This window comes from Actinomyces sp. oral taxon 181, from assembly GCF_018370895.1.
Taxonomy (GTDB): domain Bacteria; phylum Actinomycetota; class Actinomycetes; order Actinomycetales; family Actinomycetaceae; genus Pauljensenia.
The window spans coordinates 28,010-40,318 of sequence record NZ_JAGYZL010000012.1 but is presented as its reverse complement, the minus strand read 5'-3'; the positions used below and the strand labels follow the sequence as shown (position 1 = coordinate 40,318).

Here is a 12,309-nt window from a genome sequence, read left to right as displayed (position 1 = left end):
TTGCGCCTTCGACTGATTCACCAAAGGAAAAGGAAAGAAAAATGACCGGATCCCTTGCCTACATCGGCTACGGCCTGGCTGCGATTGGCCCTGGTATTGGTATTGGCCTCCTCGTGGGAAAGACCCAGGAAGCAACCGCACGCCAGCCTGAGATCGCCGGTAAGCTCTTCACCAACATGATTATTGGTGCGGCACTTGCTGAGGCTCTTGGCCTGATCGGCTTCGTTCTGCCCTTCATCGTCTGATGTTCACACAGCTTGTTCCTATGTCCGAGGGATCGGTCGGAGGAATTGGCGTTGTTCTGCCTCCTCTCTATGAGATTTTCTGGTCAGCGCTGGTTCTCCTGGTGATTCTCTTGGTCGTCGGTCTGTACGCGTTGCCGCGGATCTACTCGATGATCGACCAGCGGCGTGATGCAATTCAGGAAGGCCTTGATAACGCTGAGAAAGCTCGTGAAGATCTCTCTCTTGCTTCGCGTAAGAAAGATGAGCTACTGCGCGACGCTCAGGCTGAGGCTCACCAGATCCGTGAAGATGCACGTGCTCAGGCCCAGCAGATCGTCGCACAGGCACGTCTTGATGCGCAGGTAGAGGCTCAGCGCGTGCAAGATGCCGCTCAACGCCAGATTCTTGCCGAGCGGCAGGCCGCGCAGATTAGCCTGCGTAGCGATGTTGGTTTGCTCGCTAGCGAACTCGCAGAGAAGCTCGTGGGTGAGCATCTGGAGAATACTGATCTCACTGCTCGCGTTGTGGATCGCTTCTTGGATGAACTCGAGGCTGAAGAAGTTCCCATTGGTGGTGTGAACTGATGACTCCTGAGTTGTTACGCGAACGTCTTGCGCAGGCGGGCGATGAGCGTATGAAGGTAGCGGAAGATCTTTTCGGTGTCGCAGACTTTTTGCGAACGAATTCTTCTGTCCAACGTGCACTCACCGACCCTTCGCGAGAACAGAGTGATAAAGACGCTCTTGTTGATCGTCTTTTTGCTCCGGTTGTATCTGCTGTCTCGATTCAGTGTCTGCATGACCTGGTAGCGGGTCACTGGTCCCGTCCGCGTGACATCGTGCACGCTGTCGAAGAAGCAGGCTGCGATGCAGTGCTGCTCAGCGCGCAATTTGATGGGGTATTGGAAGAAACAGAAGCTCAGCTTGTTGCGGTTTCTGTTTTCCTTCAGTCACATCGCGATCTCAGAAATGAACTCTCTGACCTGTCTGCACTTTCTCCGAAGGGACGCGCAAATCTTGCCCAGACGGTGTTCCAGAGTGTTCTTGGCCAGCCGAGTCTGCGTCTTTTACGCCGATGCGTGGGACGAACCTCGCATGGTCATCTCTTGGGAAAGCTGCGGGAATTGGCTGTTCGCGCCGCAAAGCTCTCCGGTCGACGCTTCGTATTCGTTGAGTCGGCACACGAGCTGAGCGACGACCAAAAGATGCGTCTCGAGAAGATTCTTGAGGCCAAGCTGGCCAGCCCCGTTTCGGCAACCTATACGCTGCGCCCTGAACTGCTCGGCGGCCTCGTCATCCGAATGGGGACGGAGCGAGTCGATGCATCACTGGCGACGCGAGTTGGCGCTCTCAAACGTTCGATCGTCGGTTAAGCCCGATGTGTCTGAGGAATAGATAGAAGGAATGCTCAATGGCTGATCTGTCCATTAGCCCCGAGGAAGTACGGGCGGCGCTCGACTCTTTCGTGGAATCGTATCAACCTGCACAGGTTGCGACCGATGAAGTCGGTCATGTTACCGAAACTGCTGACGGTATTGCCCACGTTGAAGGGCTTCCCGGAACTATGGCAAACGAACTCCTGCGTTTCGAGGACGGGACGCTGGGGCTTGCTATGAACCTAGAACAACGTGAAATCGGTACTGTTGTCCTTGGGGATTTCTCCTCCATTGAAGAAGGCCAGCCTGTTTACCGTACTGGTGAAGTGCTCTCAGTCCCCGTTGGCGATGGCTACCTCGGTCGTACCGTTGACCCGCTGGGTCGCCCCATTGATGGCCTCGGTGATATCACAGACTTGGAAGGTCGACGAGCGCTGGAACTTCAGGCCCCTGGTGTCATGATGCGTAAGTCGGTTCACGAGCCGCTGCAGACCGGTCTGAAGGCGATCGACTCGATGATCCCGATTGGCCGTGGTCAGCGTCAGCTCATCATTGGTGACCGTCAAACCGGTAAGACCGCGATCGCCTTGGACACGATCATTAACCAGCGTGACAACTGGCTTTCGGGCGATGTCAACAAGCAGGTTCGATGCATCTATGTCGCTATCGGCCAGAAGGGCTCGACAATCGCGTCGGTTCGCTCGACTCTTGAAGATGCCGGAGCAATGGAGTACACGACGATCGTTGCTTCTCCGGCCTCGGATCCCGCGGGCTACAAGTACATGGCTCCCTACACGGGTAGCGCAATTGGTCAGCACTGGATGTACCAGGGCAAGCACGTCCTCATCGTTTTCGATGACCTTTCTAAGCAGGCTGAGGCCTACCGTGCGGTTTCGCTTCTTCTGCGCCGTCCGCCGGGGCGTGAAGCATACCCCGGTGACGTCTTCTACTTGCACTCACGCTTGCTGGAACGCTGTGCGAAGCTCTCCGATGAACTCGGTGGGGGATCGATGACCGGTTTGCCGATTATCGAAACCAAGGCAAATGACGTTTCCGCGTACATTCCGACCAACGTTATTTCGATTACCGATGGTCAGATCTTCCTTCAGTCTGACCTTTTCAACTCGAACCAGCGACCGGCTGTTGATGTCGGTATTTCGGTGTCTCGTGTCGGTGGCGCTGCTCAGATTAAGGCGATGAAGAAGGTCGCCGGTACATTGAAGCTCACGCTTGCGCAGTACCGTTCGATGGCGGCCTTCGCGATGTTTGCATCCGATCTTGATGCTGCAACGCGTCGTCAGCTCACCCGCGGTGAGCGTCTCATGGAGCTTCTCAAGCAGCCGCAAAACTCGCCCTATGTTGTTCAAGACCAGGTTGCCTCAATCTGGGCCGGAACAAATGGTTACCTCGATGACCTCGAGGTCAGCGAAGTTCTCTCCTTTGAAAGCGGTCTGCTCGACTACTTGCGTGCAAACTCCACGGTGCTTGATGAGATCGCCGCTACCGGCGAGCTCTCGAAGGAAACCGAAGAAGCCTTGCGCGCTGCGGTTGAGACCTTCCATAGCCAATGGGTGAGCGCGAAGGCAGCACCGGTCTCACTTGATGACGCTGAGGTGCAGGCCGAGCGTTCTCAGGAAGAAATCGTTCGTTCGCGCCCGGTAGTGTCTGAGGCCTGAGTATGGGCGGACAACAAAGGATCTATAAACAGCGGATTGCATCTACGCAGACGCTGGCTAAGGTCTTTCGTGCGATGGAAATGATTGCGGCATCGCGAATTGGTGCTGCGCGTCGGGCAGCGACTGAACTTGGACCCTATGAGAAGGCTCTGACTCAGGCAGTTGCCGCTGTCGCTATTCATACGGACCTTGACCACCCGCTGACTCGTGAGCGTCACGATACGCCACGTGTCGCGGTCCTTGTGGTTGCTTCCGATCGAGGGATGGCCGGAGCCTACTCTGCAACGATTCTTCGCGAGGCCGAACGTCTTGTTGAACGCCTCGAAGAAGAAGGAAAGGTTCCGGTCCTCTACACCTACGGTCGACGCGCTCAGGCGTATTTCCGCTTCCGGGGCGTGGAGATCGAAGATTCTTGGGAAGGGGAGTCTGATTCGCCTTCCCAGGAGATCAGCAGTCAAATCGCTCGTGAACTTCTTGAGCGTTTTACCGATTCAGATCCTATGACTGGCGTGTGCGAAGTTCATTTGGTTTACACGCGGTTCAAGTCGATGATGAGTCAGGTTCCTGAGGTTCGACGAATGATTCCTCTTTCCGTTGTCGATGCTCCTGAAGGGGATCGTGAACGCGATGAGGAACGCGGTGAGCACAAGGTGAATGCTGAGCTCTTCCCCGAGTACGAGTTCATTCCTTCACCCGGAGAAGTTCTTGACACCCTGCTTCCGCTGTATGTCTCGAGCAGGATCCGAAATGTTCTTTTGCAAGCTGCCGCATCAGAGTTGGCTTCGCGCCAGCGCGCAATGCATACGGCGACGGATAATGCAGAAGAGCTCATTACGAAATACACGCGTCTGGCGAATTCGGCCCGTCAGGCGGAGATCACTCAAGAGATCACTGAAATCGTGGGCGGTGCCGACGCATTGGTCCAGGGCTGAGGCCCGTGCACATGGAGAAAATAGAAATGACTACTACTTCAACAGGACAGGGACGGGTCGCACGTGTTGTCGGACCGGTTGTCGATGTTGAGTTCCCGCCGGACGCAATTCCTCCCCTGTACAACGCATTGCACGTTGATGTGAATCTTTCCGGGCAGAGCGAAGGCGAAGACGCGGTTCAGACGATCACTCTTGAGGTTGCTCAGCACCTTGGTGACAACCTGATTCGCGCGATTTCGCTCAAACCAACCGATGGTATGGTTCGCGGCTCGGTTGTCACCGATACTGGAGCTCCGATTTCGGTTCCGGTTGGCGATATCACGAAGGGTCATGTCTTCAACGTGACCGGTGAGGTGTTGAACCTTAAGCCAGGTGAACATCTGGAAATCACCGAACGCTGGCCCATTCACCGCCAGCCTCCGGCATTCGACCAGCTTGAGGCCCGTACGAAGATGTTCGAAACGGGTATCAAGGTCATCGATTTGCTCACCCCGTATGTTCAGGGTGGCAAGATTGGCCTCTTCGGTGGCGCAGGTGTGGGCAAGACTGTTCTGATTCAGGAAATGATTCAGCGTGTTGCTCAGAACCACGGTGGCGTTTCGGTTTTCGCTGGCGTTGGTGAGCGTACCCGTGAAGGTAACGACCTAATTCACGAAATGGAAGAGGCTGGTGTCTTCGATAAGACGGCACTGGTCTTCGGACAGATGGATGAGCCGCCGGGGACCCGTCTTCGTATTGCGCTGACCGGTTTGATCATGGCAGAGTACTTCCGCGATGTTCAGCATCAGGACGTGCTGCTCTTCATCGACAACATCTTCCGCTTCACTCAGGCAGGTTCAGAGGTTTCGACGCTTCTGGGTCGTATGCCTTCCGCTGTTGGTTATCAGCCGAACCTTGCTGATGAAATGGGACAGCTTCAGGAACGTATTACGTCTGCTGGTGGTCACTCGATTACGTCGCTGCAAGCAATTTACGTTCCCGCGGACGACTACACTGACCCGGCACCTGCGACGACCTTCGCCCACTTGGACGCAACGACGGAGTTGTCGCGTGAAATTGCATCACGCGGTATTTACCCCGCCGTTGATCCGTTGGCATCGACGTCTCGAATCCTTGACCCGGCGCTGGTCGGTCGTGAGCACTACGACACTGCTACTCACGTGAAGGCGATCTTGCAGAAGAATAAGGAACTGCAAGACATCATTGCCATTTTGGGCGTTGATGAATTGTCTGAAGAAGACAAGGTCACCGTTGCACGTGCACGCCGCATTGAGCAGTTCCTCTCGCAGAACACCTACATGGCTGAGAAGTTCACCGGTGTTGAGGGCTCGACTGTTCCACTGTCCGAAACCATCGAGGCCTTCAAGCGCATTGCTGAGGGCTATTACGATCAGGTCCCGGAGCAGGCCTTCTACAATATTGGTGGCATCGACGATCTTGAACGTCGTTGGCACGAGATCGAGAAGGATAACTAACGTGCCTGCCACCGATAAGTTGCAGGTCGAGATCGTTTCACACGAAGGCAGGCTGTGGCACGGTAGTGCATCTCAGGTCAGTTTCCCGGCAACTGATGGCTCCATCGGTGTGCTTCCCGGACGGCAACCGCTTCTTGCGGGTCTTGTTCGCGGACGTGTGAGTATCACGACTGAGCAAGGAGTTGTCGACTTCGATATCGATAAAGGTCTGGCTTCAGTAGATTCCGACTTTATTACGATTGTCGTGGAACACGCCTCCCAGATGTGAGTGAGCGGTGTGCGGGCTTAAACTGTCCGCACACCGTCATTTTCTTCAGGAGGTTTTCATGGTTGTGCTGAACATTATCGTGATGCTCCTCCTTGCCTTATTTGTCGTCTGGCTGCTTCTAAATCTGCGCGCGCGTCATCTCGATCAACAAGATGGTGCTTTTCGGGCGTGGGCGCGACTTGATTCGCATTCCGGATGGATGTCAGGAATCGGTCAGTATCAGGGGGACCGCCTGTGTTGGTATCGCTTGATTGCCCCTTCACTGAAACCGCATGTCGTCCTTCCTCGACATGGACTTGAAGTCTCCCTTCCCCTGCAACGCTCAACCGATGGATCAATGGTTGAGGTCCGCTTGACATCAGGGGATGTTTTTCTGGACCTCGCAGTTGAACCACTGACCTATAACGGGCTTGTGTCCTGGGGAGAATCCGAGCCTCCCGCAATCGAACATGGCTCTACGCTCTAGTTTTATTCCCACGACACTGCCAGTTCCAGAAAGGTAAGTTTGTGCGCGTTCTTATCGCTTCATGCACGGTCGATTACTCAGGCCGCCTCAGTGCGCACCTTGACCGCGCAATTCGCCTCATTATGCACAAGGCGGATGGCTCTGTACTGATCCACTCTGATGGCGGTTCGTATAAACCGCTGAATTGGATGAATGCTCCTTGTACTGTCACCACTGAAATCCCCGAAGAAGGGGAAGAGATGGATGGTGTGACCCAGGTTTGGCAGGTCCAATCTGATAAGACTGACGACCGACTAGTTATTCGCATTCACGAGATCATCAGCGACGTCACTGAAGAGTTTGGTATCGATCCGGGACTCGTCAAAGACGGTGTCGAAACCCACCTTCAAGAACTCTTGGCGCAGCAGGTTCCGCAGGTACTGGGCGAAGGATGGGAACTGGTACGTCGCGAATATCCCACTCCCGTTGGTCCAGTTGACCTGCTTGTCCGCGATCCGCAGGGGCTGCCCGTTGCAATCGAGGTCAAAAGACGCGGAGGAATGGATGGCGTTGATCAGTTAACGCGCTATCTGTCCCTCTTGGGCCGCGATCCATTGCTTGATGGGATTAGAGGGATCTTTGCAGCCCAAGAGATTACGCGGCAGGCCCGTACCTTGGCTGAAGACCGTGGTATCGACTGCCTCATTCTCGATTATGATGCCATGCGAGGTTTTGACGATCCCGATTCCCGTCTCTTCTAATGACTCAAGCTGCACTCAATCTGAGCCTGGCGCGCATTATTAGCCAAGGCCTCGTCGAAGAAACGGCTGCGGATCATCCCATTGCTGCGGTTGACAATATGCTCGCTTTGCAGGCGCAACTTCCTTCTTCGATTCCGTGGGCTATTAATCTTCGCGTGAAAGAGCCTTCTGTTCGTGCGATTGAAGAGGCTTTTGAGTCTGCTGAGCTTGTGCGTTCGTGGCCTATGCGCGGAACAATCCATGTCACCAGCGCACAGGATCATCATTGGCTGCGTCAGGTGCTTCGACATCGGTATCGCGCATGGATGCGCTCGTTTGAGGAAGAGGGATTGACTCGCGCGCGTATTGAAGAAGCCGCGCAGATTGCATATTCGCGCATTGCTTCGGAGGGACCTCAAAGCCGTGAAGAGCTGTGCGCGGTTTGGGAGCAGGAAGGAATCCGAACGGGTACGCGCCCACAACGCGAATTAGCCCTTCAAGCGGGGGAGAGCGGGACCTTCCTTGACCGTCGTAATCTTTTCCTTGCGTTGCATATTGAGGGATTCCTCGTGGGCGGTCCCAAGCGGGGTAATTCCTTCCTTTTTTGTGATGCGCGGGCTTTGCCCCCTGCAGAAGGGGTCGCCCAGGGAGAAGGCAATCACGAGGCCGCGCTGGCTGAACTTGCGCGTCGCTATGCTTGGGGGCACGGCCCCATCAGTGTCGAGGATTTTTCTCGGTGGACATCACTAACGAAACGCGAGTCTCGGGCTGCGCTGGAACGCGCAGTGCGTTTAAAGGGAAGTGAGCGCCCCATTGTGCTCGGTGAATCTGGATATCAACGTGCCGATCTTGACTCACTGTTGAGCCGCTACGCAGATGAAGCGCGAGCACTGTTTTCTTTCCCCTCTTTCGATGAAATCCATGTGGGATATGCCGATCGAAGTAGCATGGCCAGTTCGGAGGCAGAGAAGGCAATTTGCCCCGCAAAGAATGGGATGTTTCGGCCAATTGTTATCAAAGATGGCCGGGTGATTGCGGTACAGGATCCGCGTAAAGGATATGCCTTTTTGGATTCGGTGCGAGATGAATATGATCAATCTCTGCTGGAAGAAGCTAAAGAAAACGGTAAGTATTTGAGCGGCAAATAAGTGAACGCACAGCTGAAAATGTGCGAAAATATTCGTATGGATTCACAAGTTATGCGAGGCCGCATCGTCCTGAAAGATTCCATCATTGAAGATGGCGTTATCACCGTTGAAGGCCAGTTTATTTCTCATATTTGCCCGGCATCTGATTTCTTAGGCGAGCTTCCGCAGTCAAGTGGCTCGACTTTCCTTCCGGGACTTGTTGATGTGCACTGTCACGGAGGCGGTGGAGAGTCTTTCCCGAATGCAACCACTCCCGAGGCCGCAATGCAAGCCGTCATGGAACACCGTCGTCACGGTACGACCTCGTTGGTCGCTTCGTGCGTCACCGCTGATGCTGACACCTTGAAAGCACGTGCTCGCACCCTAGCTTCGCTTGCTGAAAAGGATGAAATCGCGGGTATTCACTTCGAAGGTCCCTTCGTTTCCCATGCACGTTGTGGCGCGCAGGATCCGACCTACATCGTTGATCCAGATCCCGATCTCACCCGCGAACTCATTGATGAATGCAAGGGATATGCGCTTTCAATGACGCTGGCTCCGGAAAAGCTCCGTGCATTCGGTGAAGGTTCTGTTGCTGAAGCGCTGATTGATGGGGGTGCTATTCCTTCGTGGGGGCACACGGATTCGAACTCAACCTTTGCGCGTCAAGCCTTGGAATACTCACGTGAGCATTTCGCAGATTCTTCGACCGCTCGTGGTCCTCGTGCGACGATTACGCATCTCTTCAATGGTATGCGTCCGCTTCACCACCGCGATACCGGTCCGATCGCGGAATTTCTTTCAGATGCAGCCCGTGGTGGTGCGGTTGCAGAGCTGATTTGCGATAACGTCCACGTTGATCCACTTCTTGTCCGTGATGTCTACGAACTTGTCGGTCGCGATCACGTTGTGCTGATTACAGATGCGATGGCTGCCGCCGGAATGCCCGACGGTTCCTACACACTTGGCCCTCAGGACGTTGTTGTTCGTGATGGCATTGCGCGCTTGGCCCAGGGTGATTCTATTGCCGGTGGTACTGCGCACCTTCTTGACTGTGTTCGCGTGGCGACGACTTTGGGCGGAATTCCTCTGGTGGATGCTGTCTACATGGCATCAGCTCAAGGAGCCAAGATCTTGGGTGATCCGCGAGTGGGCAGCCTTGAGGCTGGAAAATTTGCGGATATCATCGAGGTGGATTCCGAGCTCAATGTGCGACGCGTAGTTCGCCGTGGCACAGTAGTTGAGTGAGAGGGAAGCGATCTCGCAAGCGTCCTTGGGGCGAGAGCCGGCCATTACAAATGTCGGCTCTCGCCTCACTTGCGCGCAGCGAAATTGGTCCTGATGGTGAGTTCTATCAGGTCCAGTATCTTCGTTCTTCTTCAAAGCCCTATACCTGCCCCGCCTGCCTGCAACCAATCGCCATTGGCAGCGCGCACGTCGTTGCATGGCCAGAAGAACGTGCCTATGGATTGGATCAGGGAGTTCGCGCTCGGCGACACTGGCACCTGAACTGTTGGAAACGTGGTCTTCGCCCGGCATAATGGGCGTGATTGGCTACGTGCACGTGGCGTGAGACACCTCCAGTATGCACTCGTGTTGTTTGCCCGTAGAGTTACTAACTAGAGGTTGACACTATCCCATTAATAGGAGACTCCGAGTGGACCAGCTCAGAAGATTTTCAGGAGCAGCTGCAGCATGTGCAGTTGCGGTGATTGCTGCGATTGTCGCGGTATTGGCTTTGACGGTGTGGAAGCCAACCCAACAAATTAGTGCGACTGTTACCCCCCAGCAGCCGGTCGTCATCACCCGTGAGGGCCTCTTCCAACTCGAAGGGGGCGAAGTCACCGTTACCGCGGCTTCTGCCTCGGGAAAGCAAGTGACGATGGCACTGGGTACAGCGGCAGATGTTCGCGCATGGGTTTCCGATCTTTCCTACGCGGAAATCACTGGCATCTCGGCAAATCGTGAGAATCTTTTGACCGAGGGACATGACTCTGCGGCGTCGGCAACTTCATCGCCTTCTCCTTCGCCGTCCCCTTCCAGTGAGGCTCCGCAAAACCCTGATCAGAATGCTCAGCCTGCGCCTTCTCCCAGCGCGACTCCCACTCTGTCGGCTGCCGGTGGAGATATGTGGCTTGACGAGGCGACCGCTCCTTCAACCGCAACGATGACGCTTCGTGATGTTGAAGCCGGTCGTTCGCTGGTTATTACGTCGGATGGAACGACTCCCTCTGATTTGACGGTCACTATGACCTGGCAGACCCCTCATGCGAATGTCTTAGCAATCACTGCAGGCGTTATTACATTCATTTGTCTTCTCATCGCCGCAGCCTTGGTCGGCTTCGTTCTCTGGCGTGAACGTCATGCCGCTTCTGAGGAAGAAACCCGCGAGCAAGACGAAGCAGAAGAAGGCGCATCTCAACAGGTAGATCCTGCCTTCTTTGAAGCAGTAGATCATTCTGATTCTTCCGAAGAAGAGGCTGGAACTTCTGAAATCGACAACGAAGATTCTGAAGAGTACAGCAGCTTAATCGACGAAGAGGAAACACCTTTAGATTCAACGGCTCAGGATTCCTCCGCTGAAGTCGCTGAGTTTGACGAGGAGAAGTCAGAAGGCGAGTTGCCAGAAGACCACACCTTAGAAGAGAGCTTTGAAGTTGATGAAACTTCCGTTACCGATCAGGATGAGTCTTCGGATTCTGAGCTGCGTCGTGGTCGACACGGTATTGCCTATCACGATGATGAAGTAGATCCACCTGCTCGTGAATCAACAGATACGGGAATTATTGATTTGTCCGCTATTCGTCCAGGTGCAGTTCTTCCATCGCGCCGTGCGCTGCGTCAGGCACGCGAGAAGGGTGAAGGACGCTTGGTGATTGGTGGTCAAGAATTTGATACTGGCTTGATTCCTCAGGTGGAGAAGGAAGAAGAAACATCCACCGCTGATGGTTCCGAAGAAAAGCGCTCGTGGGGTTCGATCATGGGGAATTGGATTTCACCAAAGCAACGCGGACAGAAGGGACAGTGATGATGAAACTACGACGTATCCTTCCAGTCCTGTGTGTGCCTGCACTTGTTCTTGGGGCATGTAGCAGCCGCGATCTAGTTGCTCCTGAGGCGGCTTCCCAGCCTTCTTCCGCCTCGCCAAACCTCGACTCGGCTCGCATCGAGCGTGTTCTTGGATCTATTCAGGACACTCTTAATACTGCTGATGCAACACGCGACGCTGCTGCTCTTGAACCTCGACTTGAGGGTGGGGCGTTGCGTATGCGTAGCGACCAGTACGCTGCTGCTAAAGCAACGAATACCGAAGTTCCTAAGCTTGTCGTCAATCAGGGTTCGGTTGCAGTGACGAATTCGGATCAGTGGCCGCGCGTTATTGTGAATGTCTCCAGCCCTGATCAGGCATCTCTTCCTGTGCTCGCATTCGCAGTTCAAGATGACGCTCGATCGAAATACAAGCTCGTTGGTTGGACGCGTGCGCTTGGTGGAGCTCAATTCCAGTTGGATAATGTGGAGAAGGGTTCTGCGGCACTTGGTCCGGATGCTCAGGGATTCGTGAAGACTCCGAAGGAAGCGCTCCAAGGCTACGTGGACATGCTGAATTCCGGTAATGCCGGTAATGATCAGTATGCGGGTGATGATTTTGCTCGTCGCTACTTGCAGGATGCAAAGAGTTTGAATGATGCGGTTCAGGCTGCAGGAAACGTTCAGGCTCATGCTGATCTCTCGGCTGATTTCCCGATTCTCGGTGTCGAACTAGTCGATGGTTCAGCTCTTGTTGCTGCTTCATTCACCTATACTCAGACCTATCAGCGCACTGTTGCTCGTTCTACGATGCGCCTCGGGGGAACAACTGCTGCATTGGCAGAAGGCGATGACGATACGGTCAAGGGAAAGGCGACAGCAACCTACGTTGTGACCGTGCTCCTGCACATCCCTAAGTCCGGCTCGGGTTCGCAGCAGATTAGCGTCGTTGGCGCGGAACGTGCACTTGGCTCGGTCGTCAAGGATGATGGCGCCGGGAACCCTGATCAACGTTAAGGA

At 54.6% G+C, this 12,309-nt stretch carries 14 protein-coding genes; all 14 read left to right on the top strand.

Annotated features, from left to right (window positions below):
• Positions 1 to 41: 41 nt before the first annotated feature.
• The 14 genes from atpE (at position 42) to KHW85_RS06515 (ending at position 12,306) form a co-directional block, all read left to right on the top strand.
• Positions 42 to 245, top strand: coding sequence for an ATP synthase F0 subunit C (gene atpE, locus KHW85_RS06580; protein WP_178703982.1), 204 nt, complete (start codon positions 42 to 44; stop codon positions 243 to 245).
• Positions 245 to 808 carry a F0F1 ATP synthase subunit B gene (locus KHW85_RS06575; protein WP_291459269.1) on the top strand — a complete coding sequence of 188 codons (564 nt, stop codon included), beginning with the start codon at positions 245 to 247 and terminating at the stop codon, positions 806 to 808. Before atpE ends, KHW85_RS06575 begins: the two co-directional genes overlap by 1 nt.
• Positions 808 to 1,596 (top strand): F0F1 ATP synthase subunit delta, encoded by a 789-nt coding sequence (locus KHW85_RS06570; protein ID WP_291459268.1) that lies wholly within the window; start codon positions 808 to 810, stop codon positions 1,594 to 1,596. The genes KHW85_RS06575 and KHW85_RS06570 overlap by 1 nt, the downstream gene beginning before the upstream one ends.
• A gap of 38 nt (positions 1,597 to 1,634) precedes the next feature.
• The gene (atpA, locus tag KHW85_RS06565; protein ID WP_291459267.1) at positions 1,635 to 3,275 is read left to right on the top strand and encodes a F0F1 ATP synthase subunit alpha; all 1,641 of its coding nucleotides are present in this window, start codon (positions 1,635 to 1,637) and stop codon (positions 3,273 to 3,275) included.
• A gap of 2 nt (positions 3,276 to 3,277) precedes the next feature.
• Positions 3,278 to 4,207 carry a F0F1 ATP synthase subunit gamma gene (locus KHW85_RS06560; protein ID WP_291459266.1) on the top strand — a complete coding sequence of 310 codons (930 nt, stop codon included), beginning with the start codon at positions 3,278 to 3,280 and terminating at the stop codon, positions 4,205 to 4,207.
• A 26-nt stretch (positions 4,208 to 4,233) separates the two neighbouring features.
• A complete protein-coding gene (gene atpD, locus KHW85_RS06555; protein ID WP_291459265.1) occupies positions 4,234 to 5,682 on the top strand; it encodes a F0F1 ATP synthase subunit beta in 1,449 nt (482 codons plus the stop codon).
• A gap of 1 nt (position 5,683) precedes the next feature.
• Positions 5,684 to 5,950, top strand: a complete 267-nt coding sequence (locus KHW85_RS06550; RefSeq protein ID WP_291459264.1) for a hypothetical protein — start codon at positions 5,684 to 5,686, stop codon at positions 5,948 to 5,950.
• A 58-nt stretch (positions 5,951 to 6,008) separates the two neighbouring features.
• The gene (locus KHW85_RS06545) at positions 6,009 to 6,416 is read left to right on the top strand and encodes a DUF2550 family protein (protein WP_291459263.1); all 408 of its coding nucleotides are present in this window, start codon (positions 6,009 to 6,011) and stop codon (positions 6,414 to 6,416) included.
• Positions 6,417 to 6,457: 41 nt separating this feature from the next.
• Complete coding sequence (gene nucS, locus KHW85_RS06540) at positions 6,458 to 7,156, top strand: endonuclease NucS (protein ID WP_034251840.1); 699 nt, start codon at positions 6,458 to 6,460, stop codon at positions 7,154 to 7,156.
• On the top strand, positions 7,156 to 8,283 hold the full coding sequence (locus KHW85_RS06535; protein ID WP_291459262.1) for a crosslink repair DNA glycosylase YcaQ family protein: 1,128 nt from the start codon (positions 7,156 to 7,158) through the stop codon (positions 8,281 to 8,283). The genes nucS and KHW85_RS06535 overlap by 1 nt, the downstream gene beginning before the upstream one ends.
• A 36-nt stretch (positions 8,284 to 8,319) precedes the next feature.
• Positions 8,320 to 9,510, top strand: coding sequence for an amidohydrolase family protein (locus tag KHW85_RS06530; protein WP_291459261.1), 1,191 nt, complete (start codon positions 8,320 to 8,322; stop codon positions 9,508 to 9,510).
• A 50-nt stretch (positions 9,511 to 9,560) separates the two neighbouring features.
• Positions 9,561 to 9,803 carry a hypothetical protein gene (locus tag KHW85_RS06525; RefSeq protein ID WP_291459260.1) on the top strand — a complete coding sequence of 81 codons (243 nt, stop codon included), beginning with the start codon at positions 9,561 to 9,563 and terminating at the stop codon, positions 9,801 to 9,803.
• Between the two features lie 116 nt (positions 9,804 to 9,919).
• Positions 9,920 to 11,290, top strand: coding sequence for a hypothetical protein (locus KHW85_RS06520; protein WP_291459259.1), 1,371 nt, complete (start codon positions 9,920 to 9,922; stop codon positions 11,288 to 11,290).
• The gene (locus tag KHW85_RS06515; protein ID WP_291459258.1) at positions 11,290 to 12,306 is read left to right on the top strand and encodes a hypothetical protein; all 1,017 of its coding nucleotides are present in this window, start codon (positions 11,290 to 11,292) and stop codon (positions 12,304 to 12,306) included. The genes KHW85_RS06520 and KHW85_RS06515 overlap by 1 nt, the downstream gene beginning before the upstream one ends.
• Positions 12,307 to 12,309 lie beyond the last annotated feature (3 nt).